The 25641-nt window shown below is 73.3% G+C and carries 25 protein-coding genes and 2 tRNA genes; 20 read left to right on the forward strand and 7 right to left on the reverse strand.

Annotated features, from left to right (window positions below; all coding sequences use genetic code 11):
- Positions 1 to 1143, reverse strand: a complete 1143-nt coding sequence (locus tag OG774_RS24285; RefSeq protein WP_328304927.1) for an acyl-CoA dehydrogenase family protein — start codon at positions 1141 to 1143, stop codon at positions 1 to 3.
- Between the two features lie 219 nt (positions 1144 to 1362).
- On the opposite strand from OG774_RS24285, the gene OG774_RS24290 reads away from it, so the two are divergent.
- Positions 1363 to 2901 (forward strand): long-chain-fatty-acid--CoA ligase, encoded by a 1539-nt coding sequence (locus OG774_RS24290; protein ID WP_328304928.1) that lies wholly within the window; start codon positions 1363 to 1365, stop codon positions 2899 to 2901.
- Between the two features lie 216 nt (positions 2902 to 3117).
- Positions 3118 to 3762, forward strand: a complete 645-nt coding sequence (locus tag OG774_RS24295; RefSeq protein WP_328304929.1) for a class I SAM-dependent methyltransferase — start codon at positions 3118 to 3120, stop codon at positions 3760 to 3762.
- Positions 3763 to 3971: 209 nt separating this feature from the next.
- Here the strand turns inward: OG774_RS24295 and OG774_RS24300 are convergent, their stop codons facing one another.
- Entirely contained in the window at positions 3972 to 4412 is a 441-nt protein-coding gene (locus tag OG774_RS24300) for a hypothetical protein (RefSeq protein ID WP_274194394.1), read from the reverse strand.
- 244 nt (positions 4413 to 4656) lie between these two features.
- Between OG774_RS24300 and OG774_RS24305 the strand changes: the two genes are divergently transcribed.
- Positions 4657 to 5262 (forward strand): hypothetical protein, encoded by a 606-nt coding sequence (locus tag OG774_RS24305; protein ID WP_328304930.1) that lies wholly within the window; start codon positions 4657 to 4659, stop codon positions 5260 to 5262.
- A gap of 311 nt (positions 5263 to 5573) precedes the next feature.
- Here OG774_RS24305 and OG774_RS24310 read toward each other — a convergent pair whose 3' ends face one another.
- Positions 5574 to 6152, reverse strand: coding sequence for a CGNR zinc finger domain-containing protein (locus OG774_RS24310; RefSeq protein WP_328304931.1), 579 nt, complete (start codon positions 6150 to 6152; stop codon positions 5574 to 5576).
- Positions 6153 to 6308: 156 nt separating this feature from the next.
- Between OG774_RS24310 and OG774_RS24315 the strand changes: the two genes are divergently transcribed.
- Entirely contained in the window at positions 6309 to 6701 is a 393-nt protein-coding gene (locus tag OG774_RS24315) for a hypothetical protein (RefSeq protein WP_328304932.1), read from the forward strand.
- Positions 6702 to 6807: 106 nt separating this feature from the next.
- Here the strand turns inward: OG774_RS24315 and OG774_RS24320 are convergent, their stop codons facing one another.
- The gene (locus tag OG774_RS24320) at positions 6808 to 7653 is read right to left on the reverse strand and encodes an alpha/beta hydrolase (protein WP_328304933.1); all 846 of its coding nucleotides are present in this window, start codon (positions 7651 to 7653) and stop codon (positions 6808 to 6810) included.
- Between the two features lie 173 nt (positions 7654 to 7826).
- On the opposite strand from OG774_RS24320, the gene OG774_RS24325 reads away from it, so the two are divergent.
- Positions 7827 to 7991: a hypothetical protein gene (locus tag OG774_RS24325; protein ID WP_328304934.1), complete on the forward strand. Its 165-nt coding sequence runs from the start codon at positions 7827 to 7829 to the stop codon at positions 7989 to 7991.
- Here the strand turns inward: OG774_RS24325 and OG774_RS24330 are convergent.
- On the reverse strand, positions 7988 to 9547 hold the full coding sequence (locus tag OG774_RS24330) for an acyl-CoA synthetase (protein ID WP_328311136.1): 1560 nt from the start codon (positions 9545 to 9547) through the stop codon (positions 7988 to 7990). The two genes, OG774_RS24325 and OG774_RS24330, sit on opposite strands and share 4 nt — an antisense overlap.
- A 109-nt stretch (positions 9548 to 9656) precedes the next feature.
- Here OG774_RS24330 and OG774_RS24335 point away from each other — a divergent pair, with 109 nt between their 5' ends.
- Positions 9657 to 10268 (forward strand): TetR/AcrR family transcriptional regulator, encoded by a 612-nt coding sequence (locus OG774_RS24335; protein WP_328304935.1) that lies wholly within the window; start codon positions 9657 to 9659, stop codon positions 10266 to 10268.
- A gap of 61 nt (positions 10269 to 10329) precedes the next feature.
- Here OG774_RS24335 and OG774_RS24340 read toward each other — a convergent pair whose 3' ends face one another.
- Positions 10330 to 11178, reverse strand: a complete 849-nt coding sequence (locus OG774_RS24340) for a crotonase/enoyl-CoA hydratase family protein (protein WP_328304936.1) — start codon at positions 11176 to 11178, stop codon at positions 10330 to 10332.
- 238 nt (positions 11179 to 11416) lie between these two features.
- Here OG774_RS24340 and OG774_RS24345 point away from each other — a divergent pair, with 238 nt between their 5' ends.
- The 8 genes from OG774_RS24345 to OG774_RS24380 are packed head-to-tail and all read left to right on the forward strand — an operon-like array spanning position 11417 to position 20923.
- The gene (locus tag OG774_RS24345; protein WP_328304937.1) at positions 11417 to 11608 is read left to right on the forward strand and encodes a ferredoxin; all 192 of its coding nucleotides are present in this window, start codon (positions 11417 to 11419) and stop codon (positions 11606 to 11608) included.
- 3 nt (positions 11609 to 11611) lie between these two features.
- Positions 11612 to 12880 carry an NAD(P)/FAD-dependent oxidoreductase gene (locus OG774_RS24350; protein WP_328304938.1) on the forward strand — a complete coding sequence of 423 codons (1269 nt, stop codon included), beginning with the start codon at positions 11612 to 11614 and terminating at the stop codon, positions 12878 to 12880.
- Entirely contained in the window at positions 12877 to 14160 is a 1284-nt protein-coding gene (locus OG774_RS24355) for a cytochrome P450 (protein WP_328304939.1), read from the forward strand. Before OG774_RS24350 ends, OG774_RS24355 begins: the two co-directional genes overlap by 4 nt.
- Positions 14161 to 14205: 45 nt before the next feature.
- Positions 14206 to 16470, forward strand: a complete 2265-nt coding sequence (locus OG774_RS24360; protein WP_328304940.1) for a glycerol-3-phosphate 1-O-acyltransferase — start codon at positions 14206 to 14208, stop codon at positions 16468 to 16470.
- The gene (locus OG774_RS24365; protein ID WP_328304941.1) at positions 16451 to 17857 is read left to right on the forward strand and encodes a 1-acylglycerol-3-phosphate O-acyltransferase; all 1407 of its coding nucleotides are present in this window, start codon (positions 16451 to 16453) and stop codon (positions 17855 to 17857) included. Before OG774_RS24360 ends, OG774_RS24365 begins: the two co-directional genes overlap by 20 nt.
- Positions 17854 to 19299 carry a wax ester/triacylglycerol synthase domain-containing protein gene (locus tag OG774_RS24370; RefSeq protein WP_328304942.1) on the forward strand — a complete coding sequence of 482 codons (1446 nt, stop codon included), beginning with the start codon at positions 17854 to 17856 and terminating at the stop codon, positions 19297 to 19299. The genes OG774_RS24365 and OG774_RS24370 overlap by 4 nt, the downstream gene beginning before the upstream one ends.
- Positions 19296 to 20117: an alpha/beta fold hydrolase gene (locus OG774_RS24375; protein WP_328304943.1), complete on the forward strand. Its 822-nt coding sequence runs from the start codon at positions 19296 to 19298 to the stop codon at positions 20115 to 20117. Before OG774_RS24370 ends, OG774_RS24375 begins: the two co-directional genes overlap by 4 nt.
- Positions 20114 to 20923, forward strand: coding sequence for an alpha/beta hydrolase (locus tag OG774_RS24380; protein ID WP_328304944.1), 810 nt, complete (start codon positions 20114 to 20116; stop codon positions 20921 to 20923). The genes OG774_RS24375 and OG774_RS24380 overlap by 4 nt, the downstream gene beginning before the upstream one ends.
- A 66-nt stretch (positions 20924 to 20989) precedes the next feature.
- Here the strand turns inward: OG774_RS24380 and OG774_RS24385 are convergent, their stop codons facing one another.
- Positions 20990 to 22318: a competence/damage-inducible protein A gene (locus tag OG774_RS24385; protein WP_328304945.1), complete on the reverse strand. Its 1329-nt coding sequence runs from the start codon at positions 22316 to 22318 to the stop codon at positions 20990 to 20992.
- Positions 22319 to 22662: 344 nt separating this feature from the next.
- Between OG774_RS24385 and OG774_RS24390 the strand changes: the two genes are divergently transcribed.
- The 6 genes from OG774_RS24390 to OG774_RS24415 all read left to right on the forward strand — a co-directional run bounded on the left by OG774_RS24390 (position 22663) and on the right by OG774_RS24415 (position 25534).
- The gene (locus OG774_RS24390) at positions 22663 to 24180 is read left to right on the forward strand and encodes a putative bifunctional diguanylate cyclase/phosphodiesterase (protein WP_328304946.1); all 1518 of its coding nucleotides are present in this window, start codon (positions 22663 to 22665) and stop codon (positions 24178 to 24180) included.
- Between the two features lie 37 nt (positions 24181 to 24217).
- Positions 24218 to 24290: transfer RNA gene (locus tag OG774_RS24395), tRNA-Thr, on the forward strand.
- A 62-nt stretch (positions 24291 to 24352) separates the two neighbouring features.
- Positions 24353 to 24425: transfer RNA gene (locus OG774_RS24400), tRNA-Met, on the forward strand.
- 57 nt (positions 24426 to 24482) lie between these two features.
- Complete coding sequence (gene rpmG / locus OG774_RS24405; RefSeq protein WP_274190796.1) at positions 24483 to 24647, forward strand: 50S ribosomal protein L33; 165 nt, start codon at positions 24483 to 24485, stop codon at positions 24645 to 24647.
- Positions 24648 to 24659: 12 nt separating this feature from the next.
- Positions 24660 to 25118: an FAS1-like dehydratase domain-containing protein gene (locus OG774_RS24410; RefSeq protein WP_328304947.1), complete on the forward strand. Its 459-nt coding sequence runs from the start codon at positions 24660 to 24662 to the stop codon at positions 25116 to 25118.
- Positions 25115 to 25534 (forward strand): MaoC/PaaZ C-terminal domain-containing protein, encoded by a 420-nt coding sequence (locus OG774_RS24415; RefSeq protein WP_328304948.1) that lies wholly within the window; start codon positions 25115 to 25117, stop codon positions 25532 to 25534. Before OG774_RS24410 ends, OG774_RS24415 begins: the two co-directional genes overlap by 4 nt.
- The last annotated feature ends 107 nt before the right edge of the window (positions 25535 to 25641 follow it).

The following is a 25641-nucleotide window of genomic DNA, read 5'->3' on the forward strand; positions in this document are numbered from 1 at the left end:
TCATCCGAGCACCACCCGTCCGATGATCTCCTTCATGATCTCCGTCGTACCGCCGTAGATCGTCTGGACGCGGGTGTCGAGGTACGCCTTCGCGACCGGGTACTCCTTCATGTAGCCGTAGCCACCGTGCAGCTGCAGGCAGCTGTCGATGACCTCCTTGGCCGTCTCGCTCGCCCAGTACTTCGCCATCGACGCGTCCGCGGGCCCGAGCTTGCCCTCGTCCAGCTCGGTGATGCAGCGGTCGACGAAGGCGCGGGTGACGGCGAGCTTGGTGGCCATCTCGGCCGCCGAGAAGCGGACCGACTGGAGCTTCGCGAGCGGCTTGCCGAACGCGGTGCGCTCCTTGACGTACTTGATGGTCTCCTCGAGGACCTTCTCCGCCCCGGCGATCGAGCCGACGGCGATCGAGAGCCGCTCGCGGGGCAGGTTCTGCATCAGGTAGATGAAGCCCTTGCCCTCCTCGCCGAGGAGGTTCCCGGCGGGGACGCGGACGTCGGTGAACGACAGCTCCGCGGTGTCCTGGGCGGACATGCCGATCTTCTCGAGATTGCGGCCACGCTCGAAGCCGGGGGTGTCGCGCTCGACGACGATGAGGCTGAAGCCGTGGGCGCCGGCGTCCGGGTCGGTCTTGCAGACGACGATCACCAGGTCGCTCATGATGCCGTTGGTGATGAACGTCTTCTGACCGTTGATGACCCACTCGTCGCCCTCGCGGACGGCGCGGGTCTGGATGCCCTGCAGGTCCGAGCCGGTGCCGGGCTCGGTCATCGCGATGGCGGTGATCATCTCGCCGGTACAGAAGCGCGGCAGCCAGCGCTGCTTCTGCTCGTCGTTCGTCAGCTCGTTCAGGTACGGCGCGATGACGTCGTTGTGCAGCGTGAAGCCGAGCCCACTCGTGCCCGCACGGGCGACCTCCTCGGTGACGATCCACTGGAACCGCAGGTCGGACGTGCCGCCGCCGCCGTAGGACTCGGGGATGTCCATGGCGAGCAGGCCGGTCTTCCCGGCGGCCAGCCAGATGTCCCGGCTGACGTGCCCCTGCTTCTCCCACTCCGGGTGGTGCGGGACGGCCTCCTTCTCCAGGAAGTCCCGGACCATCTGCCGGAAGTCGGTGTGCTCGTCGGAGAAGATCGTTCGCTCCACCGGGTGGCCCCTCCTCTGGGGACGTGCGGGCGCCCCTGTGGGTCCAGCGGGCCCGCGTCCGTGCTGGTGGACCTCAGCGTGGCTGCACCGCCCGGTAACAGTCAAGCCTGACTCTTCCGCGCTTCCGTATGACCGGTTACGGTCGCGCCTGCCTGTGGTCGGCGTCACCGCCGTCCCCTCTGTCCCGTTCCCCGGCCCGGTCCCGCGTGGAGGTCTCCTGTGTCGTTTCGCCTGACCGATGTCGTGCGCCGGCACGCGAGCGCCACGGACCTGGTGGCGCTGACGTTCGACGGTCAGAACACGACCTACGCCGAGCTGGACCGCCGCGCCGGCCTGGCGGCGCGCGCGATGGCGGCCGACGGGCTCGGCGCCGGGGCCCGCGTGGTGTGGCTGGGCAAGAACCGCCCCGAGTTCTTCGACCTGCTCTTCGGCGCGCCCCGCGTGCGCGCGGGGACCGCGCCGCTGAACAACCGGCTCACCCACGACGAGCTGATCGCGATCATCGAGGACTCCGCGGCCCCGCTCGTGGTGCTGGGCCCCGACGTCGCCGACCTGCGCGAGCGGGTGGGGTCGATCGACGCGGTGCGTCGCGTCCTCGTCGTCGACGACGACTACGAGGGCTGGCTCACCGCCTCCGACGAGGTGCTCGACCCGCCCGACGACGCGCAGGACGACGACTGCGTCCTGCAGCTCTACACCTCGGGCACCACCGGCCTGCCCAAGGGCGTCGTGCTGACCCACACCCAGTTCGCGGCGCTGCTCTCGGTCGGCGACCACTGGGGCTTCGACACCGAGTCGGTCGGCCTGGTCGCGATGCCGCTGTTCCACATCGGCGGCTCGGGCTTTGCGCTGGTGTGCATGTCCTTCGGGGCGCGCGTGGTCCTCGTCGCCGACATCGTCCCCGACCAGCTGCTCGCCACGATGGCCGACGAGGGCGTCACCAACGCCTTCCTCGTGCCCGCGGTGCTGCAGTTCCTGGTGGGGGTGCCCGGCGCCGCCGACCGCGACTGGTCGAAGCTGCGCGCCATCGCCTACGGGGCCTCGCCGATCACGAGCACCGTGCTGAACCGCGTCCTGACCACCTTCAAGGCGCCGCTGTTCCAGGTCTACGGCTCGACCGAGACCACCGGCGCGATCACGCAGCTCGACCCCGAGGACCACGACCCGGACGGCCCGCGCGCCCACCTCATGCGCTCGGCGGGCAAGGCGTACCCCTGGGTCGAGCTCAAGACCGTCGACCCGGCCACCGGCGAGGACCTGCCCGCGGGCGAGGTGGGCGAGGTCTGGATCCGCTCCTCGCAGGTGACACCCGGCTACTGGGCTCGCCCGGAGGAGACCGCGACAGCGCTGTCGGACGGCTGGTTCCACACCGGCGACGCCGGCTACCTCGACGACGAGGGCTTCCTGTTCCTCACCGACCGGATCAAGGACATGATCGTGACCGGGGCGGAGAACGTGTACCCCATCGAGGTCGAGAACGTCCTCTCCGGCCACCCCGACATCGCCGACGTCGCCGTCATCGGCGTCCCGGACGAGCGGTGGGGCGAGACGGTCAAGGCCGTCGTCGTCCCCCGGGAGGGCTCGACGATCGACGGCGACGCGCTGCTGGAGTGGTGCAAGGAGCGCATGGCCGGGTTCAAGCGGCCGCGCTCGGTCGACGTCATCGACGCCCTGCCGCGCAACGCGTCCGGGAAGATCCTCAAGAAGGACCTCCGCAAGCCTTACTGGGAGAACGCCGAGGGGCGCCACATCGGCTGAGGCCGGCTGCCAGACCGCCCGCACAGCCGCAAGCGCCACCACGGCACGCATGCGCCGGCCATCGAGGAACGGGGCGCTTGCACCCGCACGAGCGGCCCGGCATGGCAGAGCCCGCGCCGCCGAGGGAGAGACCCCGAGCGCGCTCGTCTGGCAGGGACCGGGAGCGCCAGTGTTGCGACCGGGGTGAAGGTCGGTACCGGCATTACGGTGCGGACCGTGCACAACGAGGACTGGTTGGCCGACACCAGATCGTCGTACGACACGGTCGCCGCGAGCTACGCCGAGCTTGTGCGCGGAGCGTTGGACGGGCACGCCTACCTGAAGTCGGCCCTCTCCTTGTTCGCAGATCAGGTCAAGGCGTGCGGTGGTGGCCTGGTCGCCGACGTTGGATGCGGGCCGGGCGATGTTGCGGCGCGTCTCGATGCTCTTGGTCTTGACGTCCTCGGCATCGATCTCTCGCCACGCATGATCGACATCGCTCGGAAGTACCACCCCTCGCTGCGGTTTGAGGTCAGCTCGATGACCGACATGCAGCTTGCCGACGGGGCGCTTGCTGGCGTGCTCGCGTGGCAGTCCTTGATCCACGTCCCCGATGAAGCGGTGCCCGCGGTCTTTTCCCGCTTCCACGACGCGGTACGGCCCGGCGGACGATTGCAACTGCTCTTCCACGCCGGCGAGGGCTCTTGGTTGAAGACCGAGGGGTACGGCGGGCACCCGATGAACGTCCGCGTCTACCGGCGTCAGCCCGACCAGGTCGCGACCTTGCTCGGCGACGGCGGCTTTGAGGTCCAGGCGCAGACCATCCTCGACCCGGGCGGCGAGGCGCCCCAGGCGATCCTCTCCGCTCTGCGATTGCCCTGAAGGGGCGTAGCGATTAGTTGGGGCTGACAGGGGATCGGCGGGAGCGGTCCGGCGCGGAACGCGGAACCACGACGGAACAGATGGACCGTGGGCCCGGCCAGGAACCGCCGTCGTCGCAGGTCCGAGCACCTTCTTGACAGCAGCGGTCAGGTACTCAAGAAGGACCTCCGCAAGCCCTACTGGGAGAACGCCGAAGGCCGGCAGATCGGCTAGACGAGACGCCGCCCGGCCAGCATGCTCGCGGTCTCGGCGGGCTCGGGCACGTCGGCGTCGATCGCGTGGTTCAGGTGGCTCGTGAGGACCTTGCCGATCGACTGCGGGTCGTCCAGCTTCGCCAGCTCCGAGGCGAGATCGGAATCCGCCGCCGTGGCCTTCGTCAGGGCGTCCTTGGTGGCGTCCTTCGTGTTCTTCGAGCCCTCTTCGGCGCCCTGCTTGTAGGCGATGTCGATGCTGTCCTTGGAGATGCTGAACTTCTGGGGCAGGACTCCCGTGGCGGCGAGGATCGTCAGTATCGCCCCCGCGGCGAGCATGAAGCCCAGCCCGATGCTGTTGGTGCCGGCGATGAAGGTCGCCACGGCGCCGGTCGCGAGGAGGACGAACCCGAGGAGTCCGGCCAGGACCCGTCCCGCCGTCTCGATCTTCGTGTTCACGATCCCCCCAGGGCCGACACGTGCGTGGTGGCAGGCGGAGTGTGGCGCCACGTCACGTGCTCGCCAAGCCCTGCGGCACGGACGGCCCAGAGCGTTCCGGTCCCTGCTCCGTTACGTACTGTGTGATCGTTACGGTCGAACCACGGGCCGTCCGACCGCGAACTGCAGCGTCGACACGCCCGCACGCCGTCGCCGTCCGCCATGCAGCGGGCGCAGCCCGGCCGGAAACGGAAGGCCGAACCCCATGCCGGACGACGAGCTGATCGGATCCGCGCTCCAGGACGCACTGCGCGCCGTGAGCCGCCGGCCCGCCCTCTACGAAGTGGCCGCGGCCGTGAACCAGATGGTGCGCAGTGCGGTCGACCTGGTCCCCGGTGCCGACGCCGGCGGCATCTCCGTCGAGTCACCCGGGGCCGGCGGTGCTCACGGCTCGACCTCGGGGACGGCGGCCGACCTCGACGCGCTGCAGCACCGCCACGATGAGGGGCCGTGCCTGAGCGCACTCCACGGGCCGCCGCCGGAGAGGTCGGTCGTCGTGGCCCAGGACCTCGCCGGTCGCGACCGGGGGCGGTGGCCGCAGTTCGCGTCCTCCGCGGTCGAGGTCGGCTTCTCGGCCGTCCTGGCGCTGCAGCTCCCCGCTGTGGCGGGCATCGGCGCGGCACTGAACCTCTACGGGCGCACCGCCGACGGCTTCGGGCCCGGCGACCTGATCCTGGCGGACACGTTCGTCGGACACCTCGCGCACCTGCTCTTCGGTGGGAGCGCGGCGGGGCACTCGAGGCGGCCGACCGAGGCGCTCGAGGAGGTCGAGCTGCGGCGACGCCTCGGTGGACCGGCGCTGGAGCCGTGACCGGGGCGCACCACGAGGGGGTCGCGCTCCGCGTCCCGGGAGCGGCGTCCTCCGGTCCGATCCGGCGAGCTGGCCGCCTCGCGTTGCACACCGGCCGCACCGCGAAACGCGGCGGCACGAACGCGATCGCTGAACCGATTTATCGGAACGAGGTCGGTTTCCCACGGTGGCCGCCAGGACACTCCCTCTCCAACGGGTCACGGCGATTTCTTCGGGGGATTCGCCGCGTGACCGTTTCCGAAGGCCGGTCTCGCTCCTGTCCGCTGGGGAGCCGATCAGGAGCGAGACCGGCCCTCTCCTCCTCCGCTGCTCTACGTCTCGGCTGCTCTGCGCCGCTCGCGATGCGCGGCCACGTGGGCGCGGTTCCCGCAGAGATCGGGCATGCAGTAGCGCCGTCGACCGGCACGGCTGGTGTCGACGAAGACCCCTGAGCAGGTCGGCGACGCGCAGTCGCGGAAGCGGTCGGTGTCCAGGACCCGCACCACGCCGAGCAGGCCGACCCCGGCCAGGAGTGCGAGCCGCTCGGCGAGTGTGGCGTCCCGTCGGGGCGCGACCGTCCACCGCCAGCGCCCGCCGTCGTCGCGTGCAAGCGACGGCGGTCCGCCGGCCCGGGCGACCAGCGCCCCGGCGAGTGCCGCCACGTCGGGCTCGCCGTCCGGGCGCTCGCCCGCCTCGATCGCCTCGCGCACGGGCGCGCGCAGCGCCCGCACCGCCTCGAGGTCGTCGACCGTCGGCTCGTGGTCCGGGGCGACGCCGTGCTCGGCGAGGAACCGGACGAGTGCGGGGACTCCGTCGAGCTGGTCCTCGCCGTGCCAGACGCCGGGGGCGGTGTTGACCAGCTCCGTCGCCAGGGTCGCGCCGCTCACGTAGTCGTCGAGGTCGACCCGCACCCTGCACCTCCTCCGCATCTCGTAATCGGTGAAGCGAGGCTATACCCCTGAGCGTCGGGCGACCGTCGGTCGACGGAGGGCGTCCGTCCGGGGCACCGCGATACCTCGTCTGCCCCGGAGCGCGTCGTCCCGCCGGGGTCCGGGTACAGCAGCGTCGTGACGGTTGAGAACGCAGGCGTCGCGCTCGCCCGGCAGGCCACCGAGGCGCTCCGGCACCTCGACGACCACGGGCGCACGCTGCGACCGGACGGTACGGACCACTTCACCTGGTCCGCGGACGTGCTCGACGAGCTCGCCCGCCTGGCCGAGGTGCTCGGCCGCGCGGTGGAGCGGGTCTCGGGTGAGGACGCCCCCGACGCCGAGTCCCACGCCCATGCGCTGGCGACCGCGATCGTGGCGCACCGGAACTCCCTGCTGCGACACGGGAGATCCGATCGCCCTTTCCTCCTCGGCGATGACCCCACGCCTCCCCGGGACATCGCCCTCGGACACCGCGGGGACGGCCGGCTCGACCGTCGACTGAAGGGCCGTTCACCGAGGGTGGCATAACGCACCCCTGCGAACGGCACACCGGCCGTAGCATGGAGCAGTCGGCCGCGCCCCCCTCGGCCGACCATGGTTCCGGGAGCGCATCCCCCCGCGCTCCCGGAACCCCCTAATCCCAGCGCTCGGCGACGTGCTCCAGCACGAGATCCGCGAGCCGGTCCGGGGCCTCGTCCGGGATCCAGTGGCTGACCCCGGAGAACACCTCGAAGCGGTAGGGCCCCCGCATCCACGCGGCGTTGCCCTCGACGGCCGCCCGTGAGACCGCGGTGTCGCCGTCGCTCCACACCATCAGCGCCGGGGCCTCGACGGGGATGGGCAGACCGGGGTGCTCCCAGAGCGGCGTCGCCCGGTACCAGTTGACGCCCCCGGCCACCGCCGCGCGGAGACCGCCCCGGGACGCGAGCGCGGCCTCGTCCCGCCGGGCCCGCTCCGGGGTCTGCCCGGTCCGCCGCATCGCCCGGACGAAGGCTCCCGGGCGGCTCAGGAACCGCTCCGGCAGCCCGGGGAGCTGGAAGAGGTACGTGTACCAGGACAGCGCGACCTGCCGGCTCGACCGCATCGCCCGCAGGAACGCGGCGGGATGCGGCACGGACACCCCGGTCACGGTGCGCACCCGCTCGGGGTGCAGTGCGGCGAGCGCCCAGGCCACGATCGCTCCCCAGTCGTGCCCGACGACGTGCACCGGCCCGCCGCCCGCTGCGTCGACGAGGGCGACGGCGTCGGCGGCCAGCTCCTCGACGCGGTAGGCGCGGCGCCGCGCGGGCCGGGCGCCCGGCGAGTATCCGCGTTGGTCGGGGGCGAGCACGCGGTAGCCGGCGTCGGCGAGACGGCGGGCGACGGGCTCCCAGCTCGCCGCGGTCTGCGGGAAGCCGTGGAGCAGCAGCACCGGGGTGCCGTCGGGCGGGCCGTGCTCGGTGACGTCGAAGCGCAGGCCGTCGCGCGTGAAGGAGTCCACGGCAGTGATCGTCCCGCGCTCGCGCCGTCAGCGTCGATCTCGGCCGAGACACGCCCACGCCACTGTGTCGAAGGAACCCACCCCAGCGGGGAGATGGCGTTACGGTCGGTGCGCACCGCACCGCACCCACCCCGAGCGCGGAGCGACCGGCACGACGGGAGCATCGGGAACGCATGTCCAGCGGGTTGAAGCGGTTCCTGGGGATCGTCGCCGTGGCCGTCGTGCTCTTCTTTGTGATCACGAACCCGACCGGCGCCGCCGACGTCGTCCAGTCGATCCTGGCGATCATCGGCGACGCGCTGTCGTCGATCGCGACGTTCTTCCGCTCGCTCTTCTAGGCCGAGGCGAACTCGCCGGCCGCGTACCGCTCGCGCAGGCGGTGCTTCACGAGCTTGCCCGTCGGGGTGCGCGGCAGGTCGTCGGTGAACACCAGGCGCCGGGGCGTCTTGTAGCGCGCGATGCGGCCGCGCACGTGCTCGAGGAGCTCCTCGGCGAGCGCCTCGGTGGGCTCGGTGCCGGGCGCGGGCTGGACGACGGCGAACACCGACTCGCCCATCTCGTCGTCCGGCACCCCGATCACCGCGACGTCGTAGACCGCGTCGTGCAGCGTCAGGACGTCCTCGATCTCCTGCGGGTAGATGTTCACGCCGCCTGAGATGATCATGAAGCTCTTGCGGTCGGTGAGGAAGAGGAAGCCGGCCTCGTCGACGTAGCCCAGGTCGCCGGTGGTCGTCCACGTCTCGTGCTCGGGGTGCTGCGCGCCCCGCGTCTTGTCCGGGTCGTTGTGATACGCGAAGGGGACGCGGTCGCGCTCGAAGTAGACGGTGCCGACCTCGTTCGGGGCGAGCTCGCGGCCCCTGTCGTCACCGTCGTCGCAGACGTGGATCGTGCCCAGGCCCGCCACCCCGACCGAGCCGGGCCGTTCGAGCCACTGCTGCGGGTCGATGAACGTGATCCCGTTGGCCTCGGACGAGCTGTAGTACTCGTAGAGCACCGGGCCCCACCAGTCGAGCATGGCCTGCTTGACCTCGACGGGGCACGGCGCCGCGGCGTGGATCGCCACGCGGAGGCTCGAGACGTCGTAGCGCTGCTTCGTCTCGGCGGGCAGCTTGAGCATCCGCACGAACATCGTCGGCACCCACTGGCTGTGGGTGACCCGGTAGCGCTCGATGGCGGCGAGGGCCTGCTCCGGGTCGAAGCGGTGCATCATCACGACGGTGCCGCCGGTCGACTGGATCGTGGCACCGAAGCGCAGCGGCGCCGCGTGGTACACCGGCGCCGGTGAGAGGTAGACGGTGTCCTCGTCGAAGCCGTACATCGGCTTGAACACCGCGATGTAGAGGTCGCCGGGCTCGTCGATCTGGCGCTCGACGAGGTTGGGCTTGATCCCCTTCGGGCGCCCGGTGGTGCCCGAGCTGTAGAGCATGTCACCGCCGCGGGGCTGGTCGGCGAGCGGTTCGGGGCTCTGCGGGCCGACGACCTCGTCGTAGTCCCGGTGCCCGGTGACCGTGCCGCCGAAGGCGAGGCGCAGCGTCACGCCCGGGGTCGCGTCGACGATCGCCCGGGCGAGCTCGTCCTTCGCCGCCGACACCACGAGGGCGCGGGCGCCGCAGTCGTCGACGATGTACGCGGCCTCGTCGGGGGAGAGGTGGTGGTTGACGGCGGTGACGAGCAGGCCGGCGCGCTGCGCGGCCCAGTAGACCTCGAACACCCGCGGGTGGTTGTCGCTGAGCAGGGCGACGACGTCGCCGCGCTGCAGTCCGTGGTCGAGCAGCGTGCGCGCCAGGCGCACCGAGCCGTCTTCGAGCTCGCGGTAGGTCAGCCCCTCGCCGGTCTCGGCCATGATCACCGCGGGGCGGTCGGGATGGGTGGCGGCGAAGGTGCCGGGATACATCGTCGTCTCCTCAGCGATCACGAGACCGGGGTCGGCGGGCCGTAGAGTAGATTACGGTGTGCTCGGAGGGGAACCGAGCGTTCGCGTCGAGGTGGGGGGACAGGGAGCCATGCCGACCGCCACCCCGCAGGCCTACTTCGAGGAGGCCCTGCGCCGGCTCGCCCGCGAGGGCCGCAACGGGCTGCGCATCGGGCGGCTGTGCGCCGCACTCGGCGTCACCAGCGGATCCTTCTACCACCACTTCGGCAGCTGGGAGGGCTTCGTCGCCGCGCTGCTCGAGCACTGGGAGCGCGAGGAGACCGCCCGTCTCGTCGAGCTGGTGAACGCCTCCGACGACGCCCTCGAGCGAGTCACGCGGATGAAGTACCTGGCGCTCACCGTGCCCCACGAGGCCGAGACCGCGATCCGGGCCTGGGCGACGGTCGACGCCACCGTGGACGCCGCGCAGCGGGCGGTCGATCGTGGCCGGGTGCGCGCGCTCGGCGACGTGCTCGCGTCGGTGATCGCCGACGACGCGCTCCGCGAGCGGCTCGCCTCCCTCGGGGTGGCGGTGCTCGCGGGGCACCAGCAGATCGCAGGTGTCACCCCGGTCGAGCTGTCCTCGCTGCTCGACGAGTTCGAGCTCCTCGTGCGGGCGCACGCGGACGACGCCTGGGACCCCGCCGTCACCCCGGCCACGCCCGTCGCCCCCTGGCGGGCGGCGGCGCACGAGGACCGGTGATCGACGCGGATTTCCTGGCATCCAGTGCAAGCGTGGACGCAGGGCTGGCACCGCAGGTGCATCAGTCGGCGTAGCGCGGCGCGCGTCCCTGGCTGAAGGCGGTGACGGCCTCGGTGAGGTCCTCGGAGATCAGCGCCGAGGCGTTCCACGTCGCGATCTGGTCGAGGCCGTCGGCCACGGAGTGGTCGCGGGCGTAGGTGATCGCGTGCTTGGTGCCGCGCATCGCGAGCGGGGACTTCGCGGCGAGGCCCCGGGCGATCTCCTGGACGTGGGCGACGAGGGCCTCGGGGTCGTCGGCCTCGACGCACGCGTTGACCAGGCCCATCGTCTCGGCCTCGGGGCCGCGGACGTCGCGGCAGGTGTAGGCCATCTCGCGTGCCCGGCCCTCGCCGACGATGCGGGGCAGGCGCTGCAGGACGCCGACGTCGGCCGCGAGGCCCATGTCGACCTCCTTGAGCGAGAACTTCGTGCGCGGGGTGGCGTAGCGCAGGTCGCAGGCGACGGCGAGGTCGAGGCCGGCCCCGACGCACACGCCCTGGATCGCGGCGAGAACGGGCACCCGGCAGCGTTCGACGGTGGTCAGGACGTCCTGGAGGTCGAGGATCAGCCGGCGCAGCGCCTCGCGCGCGCGGCCGGGGTCGGCGCCGTCGGGGGCCATGCCCTGGATCTCGCCGAGCATCGAGAGGTCGATGCCTGCGCAGAAGTGCTTCCCGGCGCCGGCGAGGACGACGACCCGCACGCCCGGGTCGGCGTCGAGCGCGGTGAAGGTGTCGCGCAGCTCGCGCCACAGCGTGCGGTCGAGCGCGTTCGCGGCCTCGGGGCGCTCGAGGCGTACCGTTGCGACGCCGCCGTCGTGGGTCACCGACAGTGCGGTCGGGGTGGCCGGCGCGTCCAGGTCGAGCGTGCTCACGTGCGTGTTCCTCTCGCCGGGGTCCAGGTGGGGGCTTTCCTGACGTCCAACGCCAGCGTGGCCCCCAGGCTGACACGAGGCTGGCACGACGCCGACGGTCTCGCCGGTGCTGACGTGGAGTGATCAGTCGGTGACGCAGGTCTCGCGCCATAGCATCACGCACGTTATGGTGCGCCGGGTGCGGGCTCGCCGAGAGCTCCGTCGCCCGAGGACGCCGACCCGGGGGAGGGCCACCCCAATGAAGATCAGAGTCGACTGGGACAAGTGCACCGGCATGGGGATGTGCGAGTCCCTGGCGCCCGACGTGTTCGAGGTGGACGACGACGGCTCGCTCATCCTGCACGCCGAGGAGGTGCCCGACGGGCAGGAGGACGAGGTCCGCGAGGCCGTCGCCGCCTGCCCGACCGAGGCGCTCTCGCTCGAGTCCTGAGCGGTGACGCACCTGGTGGTCGTCGGGGCGTCCCTCGCCGGCCTGCGCGCCGTGGAGGCCGTCCGCGGTGACGGGTTCGACGGGACGGTGACCCTGGTCGGGGCCGAGGAGCACCTGCCCTACGACCGCCCGCCGCTGTCCAAGGAGTACCTCGCCGCCGAGGAGTGCCCCGACCCGCGCTACCGGGAGCACGCGACCTTCGCCGACGACCTCGACGTCGAGCTCGTGCTCGGCACGCCGGCGTCGGCGCTGGACACCTCGGCGCGCACCGTGGCCGTCGGGGACCGCGCGATCCCCTACGACGGCCTGGTGATCGCGACGGGAGCGCACGCGCGCACCCTGCCCGGCACCGAGGGGCTCGCGGGCGTCCATGTCGTCCGCACCCTCGACGACGCCATCGGGTTGCGCGGGGCGCTGCGGGACGGCAACCGGAAGGTGACCGTCGTCGGGGCGGGCTTCATCGGCTCCGAGGTGGCCGCGGTCGCCCGCTCGCTGGACCTCGAGGTGACGATCCTCGAGGCGATGGACACCCCGCTCGTGCGCGCGATCGGCGAGCGGATGGGCCGCGCGCTGACCCGCCTGCACGAGCGTCACGGCACCGAGGTGCGCGCCGGGGTGGCCGTCGACGAGGTGCTCCACGACGACGGCCGGGTCCGCGCCGTGCGCCTGGGCGACGGCACCGAGCTGGACACCGACCTGCTCGTCGTCGGCATCGGCGCGCAGCCGACCACCGGCTGGCTCGAGGGCTCCGGCCTCACCCTCGACAACGGGGTGGTGGCCGACGCCCGCCTCGCCGCCGCGCCGGGCGTCTACGTCGCGGGCGACGTCGCCCGCTGGCCGAACGCGCTGTTCGACGACGTCCTCGACGGCCCGATGCGCCTGGAGCACTGGACCTCCGCCGCCGAGCAGGGGCGCTACGCCGCGCGCAACGCCGTGGACCCGGAGAACGCCAAGATCTACGAGACCGTCCCGTACTTCTGGTCGGACTGGTACGCGAGCCGGGTGCAGTTCGTCGGCGTCGCGGCGGGCGACCACGTCGAGGTCGTCGCGGGCGACGACGCCGACGGCGGACCGTTCACCGCGCTCTACCGGGCGAACGGCCGGATCGTCGGCGCCCTCGCGGTCGACATGCGCGCCGAGGTCATGAAGTACCGCCGCCTCATCGGCAAGCGCGAGGGCTGGGACGCCGCGCTCGCCCTCGCCGCCGAGCGGCGCGAGCAGGCCGCGGTGAAGGCGGCCGAGAAGACGGCACAGGACGGGGCGAACGCATGACGACCACCACGAGCACGGCCACGACTCCCGGGCCGGACCTCGACCCGGTCGACCTGTCGTCCCTGGAGTTCTGGGGCCGGCCGATGGCAGAGCGCGACGCGTCGTTCGCCGAGCTCCGGTCGCAGCGTCCGATCTCCTGGCACCGCCCCCCGGAGGGCATGCTCATGCCCGGCGAGGACGACCCGGGGTTCTGGGCCGTCGTGCGCCACGAGGACATCGGCTACGTCAGCAGGAACCCGAAGCTCTTCTGCTCCGGGCAGGGCACGCAGTTCCAGGACGCGCCGGCGGAGCTCCTCGAGGCGAGCCAGTCGTTCCTCGCCATGGACGCGCCGAGGCACACGAAGCTCCGCAAGATCGTGAGCGCCGCGTTCACGCCGAAACAGGTCCGCCGCCTCGAGGACAGGATCGCGGGACGGGCCCGGTCGATCGTCGACGAGCTGCTCGACCACGGCGACGGCGACTTCGTGTCGCTGGTCGCGAAGCGACTGCCGATGGGCACGATCTACGACCTCATGGGCGCGCCCGAGGAGTACCAGGAGTCGCTGGCCGAGGCGGCCGACCTCCTCGTCGCCATCAACGACCCGGACGTGCTCCAGAACCTGGGCCTCGAGGACCCGCTGCAGGCGGCGGGCCAGGCGCTCATGGCCCTGCTCGGACCGGCGCTCGAGCTGGCCGAGGCCCGCCGTCGGGCCCCGCAGGAGGACCTGATGACCAACCTCGTGCAGGCGGAGGTGGATGGCGAGAGCCTCACCGACAACGAGATCGGCGCCTTCTTCGTGCTGCTCTCGGTGGCCGGCAACGACACCACGCGCAACACGATCGCCCACTCCATGCGCCGGCTGACCGAGCACCCGGACCAGCGCGCGTGGCTCGCCGAGGACCACGAGGGCCGGGCGAGGACGGCGGTGGAGGAGTTCATCCGGCACGCCAGCCCGGTGGTGACGTTCCGGCGCACCGCGACGCAGGACACCGAGCTGCGCGGCACCCCGATCGCCGAGGGCGACAAGGTCGTCATGTTCTACGAGTCGGGCAACCGGGACGCCGAGGTCTTCACCGACCCGCTGCGCTTCGATCTCTCCCGCGACCCCAACCCCCACGTCGGTTTCGGGGGTGGCGGACCACACTTCTGCATGGGCAACATGCTCGCGCGCACGCAGTTGCGGCAGATCTTCTCGCAGCTCCTGGCCCGGGTCCCGGACCTGACGGTCGGCGAGCCCGAGACCCTGCGCAGCAACTTCGTGCACGCGGTGAAGACCATGCCCTGCTCGATCCGGGGCTGACGCTCGCGTCCCCTCGCGGGGGGCGCGTGGAGGCAGGAGCACAGAGTGGTGCGGACGCTGGTGCTCTCGGGGGCGAAGTCCCGGACCGAGCGTGAGCTGGTGCGGCAGTGGACGGAGTCGACGTACGGCGACCGCCGGGCCCAGGTGGTCCCGGACGGCGCCCGCGAGCTCGCCGGCGCCCTCGACGCCGCGGCGCCCGACACCACCGTCGTGCCGGTGCGCGTGGTCTGGCCGCCCGACGAGCGCGCCTCCTCGGACGAGCCGTCGCTCTCGGACCTGTTCTCGCTGAGCCCGCGGCGCCGGGGCGTGCGCCACGCGCGCGCCCGGCTGCGGGGCTGGTCGGCCGACCGCGCGCGCGTGGTCGCCGGTGACGCGGCGACGCTGTCGGACCTGCGGCGCGAGGGCGACCAGGAGGTGGGCTCGCCCGACGGCTCGGGCTTCGTCGCCTTCGTCCGCCGCCGCGCGACCCTGGCCTGCGACCGCGCGGAACGACGGCTGACCGGCGACCGCTACAAGGTGCCCCGGCTGATGGCCGAGCAGATCGTCGCGTCGACGGCGGTCGCCCGCCGGGCCGCCGACCTGGCCGGCGAGCTCGGCCTGACGCCCGAGGAGGTGCTGGCGAAGACGTCGGACTGCCTGGAGGAGATGGCCGCGGTGCAGAGCCCGCCGGCGATCGAGGCCTTCCGGTCGGTGATGAGCCCGCTGCACCGCAAGGCGTGGGACGTCGACGTCGACACCGCCAGCCTGGAGCGCCTGCGGGAGCGGGGCCGGCGGCGTCCGCTGATCTTCCTGCCCTCGCACCGCAGCTACGCCGACCCGCTCGTGCTGGCCGAGGTGCTCCACGCGCACGACTTCCCGCGCAACCACGTCCTCGGCGGCGACAACCTCGCCTTCTGGCCGCTCGGCACGCTCGGTCGCCGGGCCGGGATCGTGTTCATCCGCCGCAGCTTCGGCGACGACGCGATCTACAAGTTCGCGGTGCGCGAGTACCTCGGACATCTGCTGGACAAGCGCTTCAACCTCGAGTGGTACATCGAGGGCGGCCGCACGCGGACCGGGAAGCTGCGCCCGCCGAAGTACGGGCTGCTGCGCTACCTCGTCGACGCGGCGGCCCAGCTCGAGCCGGACTCGCCCGGCCGGGACCCGCTGCTGGTGCCCGTGTCGCTGCACTACGACCAGCTCCACGAGGTCGGCGCGCTGGCCGCGGAGCAGGGCGGGGCCGGCAAGAAGGCCGAGGGCCTGGGCTGGCTCGCCGGCTACATGCGCGACCAGCAGCGGCGCATCGGCTCGGCCCGGGTCCGCTTCGGCGAGCCGCTCCCGCTGCTGGCGGCCCTCGACGAGGCCGGCGAGGGGCGCTCGCAGCTCGAGAAGGTCGCGTTCCGGATCGCCGTCGGCATCAACCGGGCCACGCCCGTCACGCCGACGTCGGTGGTCACCTTCGCGCTGCTCGGCGCCGGTGGGCGGGCCCTGACGTTCGAGCAGGTCCGCGCGGTCGTGGAGCCGGTGCGCCGGCTGCTCGAGCGCGTGCCGGCGATCGGCGACCTCGGGTCCGACGAAGCCCTGGAGGACACCCTCGAGCGCCTCGTCTCGGTGGGCGTGGCCGAGCGCTTCGACGGGGGACCGCAAGCCGTGTGGTCGATCGACTCCGACCGTCACCACGTCGCCGCGTTCTACCGCAACGGGGTGCTGCACCACCTGCTCACGCGGGCCGTGCTGGAGATGGCGCTGCTGACGATCGTCGACGCCGATCTCCCCCAGGACGAGGCCCTCGAGGCGTGCTGGGGGACGGCCCTCGAGCTGCGCGACCTGCTGAAGTTCGACTTCTTCTTCTCCCGCAAGCGGGAGTACCGCGACGAGCTTCTCGCCGAGCTCGACCGCCTCGCCCCCGACCGGAAGGACGTCCTCGGCACGCCGGGCGGTGCGGCGGAGATGCTGGGCCGCGCGGAGCTGCTCGTCGCGCCCCGCACGCTGCTGCCGTTCGTCGAGTCGCAGTGGGTGGTGGCGACGGTGCTCGCCGAGCAGGACGGAGCCCTGGAGGACCGCGGGCCCTTCCTCGACGCCTGCACGGGCCTGGGGCAGCAGTGGTGGCGCCAGCAACGCCTGCACGGCGCCGACGTCGTGTCCCGCGAGCTCTTCTCCACCGCGTTGCGCGCGGCGGAGAACCGGGCACTGCTGGGAGCGGACGCGACACCGGCGGCGCGGGCGGCCTGGCGCGACGAGGTCGCCGGCGTCCGCGACCAGCTGCGCCGTGTCGCGGAACGCGAGCACGCACTCCGGTCGGAGGTCCTCGATGCCCCTGCCCAGCGCTGAGCTCGACGCCCGGCGCGCCTCGGTCCGGGCCGCGCCATCGGGCAGCGTCGCCGTCGTCGACGAGACCGCGCTGCTGGACGCCTCCGCGGTCGCCGCGCACGCCGGCGAGGCCCTTCGCTCCGGGCGCACGTCCTGGCGCGCGCTGCCCGCCGACATCGCGCTGGTCGCGGGGGCGGGCGACGACGAGGCCGCCGTGCGCCGTCTCGTCGCGGGCTGGGCCGGGCAGGACGAGGACACGGTCGCCCGGCGGGCGCGGGTGCTGCACCGCGACGAGCTCGGGGCGGCGCTGCGCCCGGAGATGTGGTCGCTCGTGGCCGAGCACCGTCGTGCCGGGCACCGCGTGGTGGTCACCGGGCACGCGCCCCGGCCGGTGCTCGCGCCCCTGGCCGAGGACCTCGGCGCCGACGGGCTCGTGACCACCGAGGTCGACGTCCGCGACGGCACGCTGAGCGGGGAGGTCGCCGGGCCGGTGCTGATCGACGACGACGGGAGCTCGAAGGCCGCCGCCCTGGCCGCGGCCCTCGAGGGGCAGAGGCCGACGTTCGTCTACGCCGGCCCGTGCTCGTCGGCGCTGCTGGACGCGGGCGAGCGGCCCCTGGTGGTCACACCGCGGGCGACGACGTGCGGCGACCGGCCGGTGCTCACCGTCGCGGAGCGGGGCGGCACGCTCGCCACGCCCGGCGACGTCCTGCGCACGGCCGGGTTCTACGGCGCCCTGCTCGGTGGCGCGTCCGCGGGCGCGGCGGTCGGCCTCGCGCGCCGGTCGCGGCGGCACATGGTCGACCTGGCCTCGTCGGTCACCGGCGACCTCGGGCTCGCGCTGGCCGGCATCGACGTCGACGTGCGGGGCGCGGAGCACCTGTGGTCGGCGCGGCCGTGCGTCTTCGTCTTCAACCACCAGTCGAAGCTGGACGTCGCCCTGCTCATGAAGCTGCTGCGCGGGGGCTTCACCGGCGTGGCCAAGGCGGAGGCCGCCTCCATCCCGCTGTGGGGCCAGATGTTCAGCCTGGCCGGCGTCGCCTTCGTCGAGCGCGGCAACGCCCGGCAGTCGAAGGAGGCCCTCGAGCCCGCGGTGCGCAAGATGCGCGACGAGGGCTGGTCGCTGGCGATCGCACCCGAGGGCACCCGCTCGCCGACCCCGCGGCTCGGGCCGTTCAAGAAGGGCGCCTTCCACATCGCGATGCAGGCGGGCGTGCCGATGGTGCCGATCGTCATCCACGACGCCGGCGAGGTGATGTGGCGCGGGCACCAGACCCTGCGGGGTGGCACCGTGCACGTCGACGTCCTGCCGCCGGTCGACACCTCGCAGTGGAGCGTGGCGACCATGAACGACCACGTCGCCGACGTGCGGGCACGGTTCGTCGCGACGCTGGAAGGCACGCCGTGAGCCCGTCGGGAAAGACCGACCCCACCCCGCCCCGCAGCGCCGACGGGAGCCTCCTCTGGTCCCGGTCGGAGCAGATGACCGGCTTCGAGGCGCTCATGTGGCGCGTCGAGGTCGACCCCCGCATGCGCTCGACCGTCGTCATCGTCGAGACCCTCGACCGCGAGCCCGACTGGGACCGTTTCGTGGCCGCCACCGAGTGGGCCTCCCGCGTGGTCCCCCGGTTCCGGGAACGGATCGTCACGCCGTTCCTCGGCGCCGGGACACCGCACTGGGCGCTCGACCCCGACTTCGACCTGCACTACCACCTGCGCCGCCTCCGGCTGCCCGAGGGCGCGGGTACCGACGGCCTGTTCACGTTCGCCGAGCAGGCCGCCATGACCCCGCTCGACCCGTCGCGCCCGCTGTGGGAGGCCACGCTGGTCGGCGGGCTGCCCGACGGCGGCGCCGCGCTGCTGTTCAAGCTCAGCCACGTCCTCTCCGACGGCATGGGCCTCGCGCAGCTCCTGGCCGGGCTGCACTCGCGCACCCGGGAGCCCACCACCGACAAGCCCCAGCCGCCCGCGCCGACGGGCGAGACCCCGACCCTGTCCGAGGAGCTCGCGCGCCAGGTCCGCAGCGACCTCGGGCTGGTCGGCGGGGCGGCGCGCGGGCTGCTCGGGATGGCGGCGTCGCTGGTCCGTCCCGACCGTGCCGTGCGGGACGCCCTCGGCTACGTCGTCTCGGCGCGGCGGGTGCTCTCGCCGCCGCCGGCCCCGCCGCTGCCGGTGCTCGCGCACCGCAGCCCGTCCTGGCGCTTCCGCACCCTCGACGTGCCGTTCGCCGACCTGCGCGCGGCGGGCAAGGCGGCCGGTGGCTCGATCAACGACTCCTATCTCGCGTCGCTGCTCGGGGCGTTCCGCCGCTACTCGGCGCGCCAGGGCGACCCGCTGCCCCCGGAGCGGCTGATGCCGGTGACGCTGCCGGTGTCGGTGCGCCGCGAGGAGCACGAGGCCGGCGGCAACCACTTCGCGCCCGCCCGGCTCTCGGCCCCGGTCGGCATCGTCGACCCGGCCGCCCGGATCGTCGACGTCCGGCGGCGCATGAAGGCCGCGCTCGCCGAGCCGGCGCTGGAGAGCGTCGAGGTCGTGACGCCGTGGCTCGCGCGGCTGCCGGGCTCGGTGATCACCGGCCTCGGCGCGGGCGCGGCGACCGGCGCCAACGACCTGCAGGCCAGCAACATCCCGGGACTGCAGGGCGACATCTACCTCGCCGGCGCGCGGATCGTGCGCAGTTACCCGTTCGCGCCCCTGCCCGGCTGCGCGGCGATGATCGCGATGCTGACCCACGGGCCGACGTGCTGCGTGGCCGCCAACCTCGACGCCGCGTCGATCACCGACCTGCCCGGCTTCGAGCAGGACCTCGCGGACGGGTTCGACGAGGTGCTCGCCCTGGGGCGCACGTGAGCGCGCCCGAGGGCCCGTACCGGGGTGGGCGCGGCGAGCCGATGGTGCTGCTGCACGGCGCGAGCATGTCGTGGCGGGCGTGGCGCCCGGTGCTCTCCGGCCTCGAGGAGCACCACGACGTGCTGGTGCCGACGATGATCGGGCACCGCGGTGGGGCGCCGTGGCCCGAGGGCGAGCCGGTCGGCGTCGAGGGGATCGTCGACGACGTCGAGTCCCTGATGGACGCCGCCGGCATGCCGACCGCGCACCTCGTCGGCAACTCGCTGGGCGGCTGGGTGGCCCTCGAGCTCGCCCGGCGCGGGCGTGCCCGCACCGTGGTCGCGCTGTCGCCGGCCGGGGGCTGGCGCACTCGGCTCGACCTGCGCCGGCTGGTGTGGTCGTTCCGCCTCGGCTCGGCGCTGGGCGGCTCGCCCGCGGTGCGCGTGCTGGCGGCGCGGCCCCGGGTGCGGCGGCTGCTGCTCGGCCGGGTGCTCGAGCGCGGCGACCGCGTCCCGACCGCCGACGTGCCCGACCTGATCGACGACCTCGGCGGCTGCGTGATCCTGCACGAGCTGCTCGACGGCGCCGCCGCGCACGGCGGGCTCGCGTCGTTCGAGGAGCTGCCGTGCCCGGTGCGCGTCGCGTGGTGCGGGCGCGACCGCCTGATCCCCTGGCGGCGTCACGGCGAGACGCTGCGGGCGCGCCTGCCAGGCGCCGAGTTCGTCCGCCTGCCCCGTGTCGGCCACGTGCCGATGTGGGACGACCCCGACCTGGTGGTGCGCACCGTCCTCGGTGTCACCACTGCCCACCCCAGCGTTCGCGAGGAGACCTCTGCATGATCGGGACCGAGACCGACCTCGAGCTCGGCGGCACGCACGGCCGTGTCGTCGTCCGCCGTCGCGACCCCGAGGGCGCGCCGCGCCGCGTGGTGCTGGTCGCGCACGGCTACGGCGAGCACTCCGGGCGCTACGCCCACGTGCTCGACCGCCTCGCCGGCGACGGGGCCGTGGTCTACGCGCCCGACCACCTCGGCCACGGCCGCTCCGAGGGCGAGCGCGTGCTCGTCGCCGACGTCGAGGACGTCGTCGAGGACCTCGACCAGGTCCGTCGCACCGCCCGCAACGAGCACCCCGACCTACCGATCGTGCTGCTCGGGCACTCCATGGGCGGCCTCGTCGCCGCGCGCTACGCCCAGCGCTACCCCGACGTGCTCGCGGGCCTGGTGCTCACCGGGCCCGTGGTCGGGGGCAGCCCGGGCATCTTCGGGCTGCTCGAGTACGACGAGATCCCCGACGTCCCGATCGACCCCGCGGTGCTCTCCCGCGACCTCGCCGTCGGCGCGGACTACGAGTCCGACGAGCTGGTGTGGCACGGGCCGTTCAAGCGCCCGACGCTCGAGGCGTTCGTCGCGGCCGTCGAGGCGATCGCCGCCGGCCCCGGCTTCGCGGAGCTGCCCGTGCTGTGGATCCACGGCGAGGACGACCAGCTCGTCCCGCTGGACTCCACCCGGCCGGTGATGGAGAAGCTCGCCGGCAGCGACGTCACCACCCGTATCGAGCCCGGCGCCCGGCACGAGGTCCTCAACGAGACCAACCGCGACGAGTTCCTCGACGACGTCTCGGCGTTCGTGGCTCGCGTGGCGTAGATGTCAGCGGCGTGCCGTCGCTGACATTGAGTGTCCGTATTCTTCCGTCGATCACTCGCGTTCGGGTCAGACCGGCGCGGGCTCTCCGACGCCGGTGAGGACGCGGCGGATCAGGTGCATGGCGAGCACGACCGAGCGCTCGCGGATGTCCCCGCGCTCGCCGGGCAGCACCGGGTCGCGCGCCAGGGTCCGGCCGTCGGCGGTGCGCACACAGAAGCAGACGTAGCCGACGGGCTTGGCCTCGGTGCCGCCGCCGGGGCCGGCCACGCCGGTGATCGCGACGGACACCGTCGCGCCGAAGCGGGCGAGCGCGCCGTCGGCCATGGCCTCGGCGACCTGCGGTGACACCGCGCCGTGGGTCTCGATCAGCTCGCGGGGCACGCCGAGCAGGTCGGCCTTCGCGTCGTTCGAGTACGACACGATGCCGCCCGCGACGTGCGCCGACGCCCCCGCCGGCGCGGTGAGACGTCCCGCGAGCAGGCCGCCGGTGCACGACTCGGCGGTGGCCACGACCTGCCCGTCGAGCAGGTCGAACAGCAGCTCGTCGATGGACTGCCCGGTGCGGGAGAAGACGGTGCGCCCGTGCCGCCGGTCGATCTCGGCGATCACGGCGTCGCGGGCCGAGGCCCCCGCGGTGGAGCCGGGTGCGTGGCGCAGGTCGACCTCGAGCGTGAAGTCGCGCAGGCAGGTCGTGATCTCCAGCGGCTCCAGGTCGGTCTGCTCGCCGACGTCGCGCAGGGTCGCGGCGATCTCGGACTCGGGCACCCCGAAGAGCCGCAGGTGGGTCTCGGCGTAGGGCTCGGTGCGGGCGAGGACCTCGCGGACCGGGTCGGTCGCCAGCGCGTCGTCCCACATCGCGCGGACCTCGCGCGGCGGACCCGGCAGCACCAGCACCGTCGGTCCGCCGCGCTCGGCGTCGGGCGGGACGGCGAGGCCCGGCGCGGTGCCCGCCGGGCGGATCGGCGTCGCCCCGCGCGGCACCATCGCCTGCTTGCGGTTGGCGGCGGCGAGGGCGTCGGCGTCCCAGCGAAGCCGGTCGGCGAACTTCGCGATGATGTCGCCGACCACCTTCTCCATGTGCTCGTCGAGCTCGAGCGGACGCCCGGTCTCGGCCGCGACCACCTCGCCGGTGAGGTCGTCGGCGGTCGGCCCGAGGCCCCCGGTCGTGACCACGAGGTCGACGCCGTCGCCGGCGAGGAAGCGCAGCGCGGCGGCCATGTCCTCGGCGCGGTCGCCGACGAGCAGCAGGTGGGACACCTCGACCCCGAGCTCGCCCAGCCGTTCGGCCACCCAGGGGCCGTTGCGATCGGTGATGCGCCCGGTCAGCAGCTCGCTGCCCGTCGCCACGATCCCGGCCCGCACGCCCTTGCGCGCCCCTTGCCCGTCGTCGGTCACGCCGCACCCCTGTCCGATCGGTCGTCCCCCGGTCATCCCACCAGAGCTCGCGGTCGGGGGCGCAGCGAAGCCGGATGGACGGCCACCGCCCGCTTCCCACGGACACGGACGTGTCGGACGTGCGGGCGCACCTGTGTCGGTCGGTCATCGTTGAGGGTCACATGAGGTGCACGATGGGCCGGAGGAGTGAATCCCCCGTCCGTCGGTTGGCCACGATTTGTTGCGTAGGGTGAACGAGACGACGATGTGGTGCGCTACCCCGGCGACCCTCCGCCGCAGGCGGCTCGTCGTCCCTCCGCCGCAGGCGCTCGTCGTCGCGGCGCGACCGGAAAGGGTGTGGTGACGTGACCCCGGCTCGTGTCGCGTCGGCCGTCGCCTCGCCGGCTCCCGCGCTGTGGGTCCTGATCGTCGCCGCCCTGCTCCTCCTCATGCTCGCCGCCGCCGTCGTCGGGCTGCTGGTCCAGAGGGTCCGGCGCCACCGCCACGACGTCGAGGCCGCCGCGCTCGCCGAGCGCCTCCGTCGCGACGCCCACCACGACCGCCTGACCGGCCTGCGGAACCGTGAGGGCTTCCTGCACGCGGTCACGGGAGCGGGGGGCGCGGTCGCGCTGGTCGACCTCAGCCTGCTCGACCAGGTCAACGACACCCTCGGGCACGCCCGCGGCGAGGTCTTCGTCCGCCTCGCCACCGAGCGTCTCGTCGACGTGCGGCTGCCCAGCCTCACGGGACGGGAGCTCGTCGCCGCCCGCCTCGAGGGCGACACGTTCGCGGTCCACCTCCCGGGTGTCGACGGCCACGACGCGCACCGGGCGGGCGAGGAGCTGCGCGATCGCCTCCTCGCGCCCTACGTCGTCGAGGGCGTGCGGTTCGAGCCGCCGGTGGTGGTCGGCGTCGCCGCCGACGGCCCCTGGCTCGCCGACGTCCCGGCGGGCCCCGCGCGCACCGCGGCCCTGCTGCGCCGGGCGGACGTCGCGCTCGCCGCGACCCGCGACGGGGTCGAGGCGGTGCGCTGCTACGAGCCGAGCATGGGGGAGCGGGCCGCTCGCCGCCTGCGCCTCATCCGGGGCTTCTCCGCGGCCGTCGAGCGCCGGGACGTGCGGGTGGACTTCCAGCCCGTCGTCTCGCTCGGCGAGCGGACGGTGGTCGGGGTCGAGGCGCTCGCGCGCTGGGACCACCCGGAGCTGGGCCTGCTGCTGCCCGACGAGTTCGTCCCCGTCCTCGAGGCCACCGGCCAGATCGCCGAGCTCACGACGTTCGTGCTCGACGAGTCCCTCGCCGCGGCCCGCCGGTGGCTCGACCGCGGGATGCGGCTGTCCGTGGCGGTGAACGTCTCGGTCGGCAACCTCGGGACGCCGGGCTTCCCCGAGGAGGTCGCCATGTTGCTCGCGGCCCACCGCGTTCCGGCCGAGCTGCTCACCCTCGAGCTCACCGAGTCGGGGGTCTCCTCGGAGCGTGAGATCGCGCTCCCGGTGATGCGCCGCCTGCACGCGCTGGGCTGCCACCTCGCCGTCGACGACTTCGGTACCGGGCAGTCGTCGCTGGCCCACCTGCGCCGGCTCCCCGTCGACCAGGTCAAGATCGACAAGAGCTTCGTGCTGGGCATGGGCACCGAGTACGGCGACGTCGCCGTCGTCCGCGCGATCGTCGAGATGGGCCACACCCTGGGCCTCACCGTCGTCGCCGAGGGCGTCGAGCAGGCCGCGGTGCGCGCCACCCTCGCGGAGATGGGCTGTGACGTCGCGCAGGGCTACCTGGTGTCCCGTCCGCTGCCCGCACGGTGCTTCGACAGCTGGCTGGAATCCCTCGAGGCGCACCCCGATGAGCCCGGCGCGGCCCCGGGACCCCGCACTCTGATCGCGTGACCGCGGGGGGTAAGCTGTGTCGTGCCCTCCGGGGCAGGCCCCTTTAGCTCAGTCGGCAGAGCGTCTCCATGGTAAGGAGAAGGTCTACGGTTCGATTCCGTAAAGGGGCTCTCGGTGAGCAGGCCGGCGGAGGGGCTTCCGCCGGCTTCGTCATGAGACGGGTGCTCATCGCGGCGGTGTAGCTCAGTCGGTAGAGCAAACGGCTCATAATCGTTGTGTCGCCGGTTCAAGTCCGGCCACCGCTACCCAGGCGCCACGGGTTCGCCCGCGGCCGCTGCCACACCGTGACGAGAGGAACCTCCATGGCCACCACCGACGTTCGACCGAAGATCACGCTGGCCTGCGAGGAGTGCAAGAACCGCAACTACATCACCCGCAAGAACCGGCGGAACGACCCCGATCGCCTGACGATCAAGAAGTTCTGCCCGAACTGCGGGACGCACCGCGGCCACCGCGAGACCCGCTGACGCGCACGCCTCGTGCCGCTCGACGAGTCGTTCGTGGGTCGCTCCTGGCCCGCGGAGACCTACGAGGTCTCGCTGGAGAAGATCCGGGAGTTCGCGGTGGCCGTCGGTGCCGACGACCCGGTGCACCACGACCGTGACGCCGCCCGGTCCGCGGGCCACCCCGACGTGGTCGCGCCGACGACGTTCCCGGTGGTCTTCTCCTGGCCCGCGACCCGGCGCGTCGTCGACGACCCCGCCCTCGGCCTGGACTTCACGCGTGTCATCCACCGCGACCAGGGCTTCGAGGTGCGGCGCCCGGTCCACGCCGGCGACGTCGTGAGCAGCGTCGTGTCGGTCGACGAGATCCGCGAGCTCGCGGGCAACGACGTCATCACCTTCCGCTGCGACGTCACCGACGCCGACGGCGATACCGTGGCGACGACCCGGGCCACCCTCGTCGGCCGCGCGGAGCCCGACGGTGGTGACGCGTGAGCGCCCTGTCCGACCTGGCGTCCGGCGACGCCCTCCCGGCGCGCACGGTGACGATCACCCGCGCCGACCTCGTGCGCTACGCCGCCGCGTCCGGCGACCAGAACCCGATCCATTGGAACGAGCGCGTGGCGCTCGAGGTGGGTCTGCCGGGCGTGATCGCCCACGGCATGTTCACGATGGCCCTCGCCGCGCGCTACGTCACCGACCTCGCCGAGGACCCCACGGCCGTCGTGTCGTTCTCCACCCGCTTCACCCGCCCGGTGGTCGTTCCCGACGACGACACCGGCGCCACCGTCGAGTTCGGCGGCAAGGCCGGCGACACCGCCGACGACGGCAGCCGCACGGTCACCGTGACGGCCACCCACGAGGGCAAGGGCGTCCTCGGCAAGGCCGTCGCCACCGTCCGCACGGCCTGACCCGCGCCCGCACCTCCACCGCAGCGAACGGGTATCTCGCTGCTTCTATGCGCGCGAAGGCCCCGTTCGCGGCAGGCCGATCATCGCGGCGGCGCGAGCGAACGCGG

This window comes from Actinomycetospora sp. NBC_00405 (assembly GCF_036044095.1).
Lineage (GTDB): Bacteria > Actinomycetota > Actinomycetes > Mycobacteriales > Pseudonocardiaceae > Actinomycetospora > Actinomycetospora callitridis.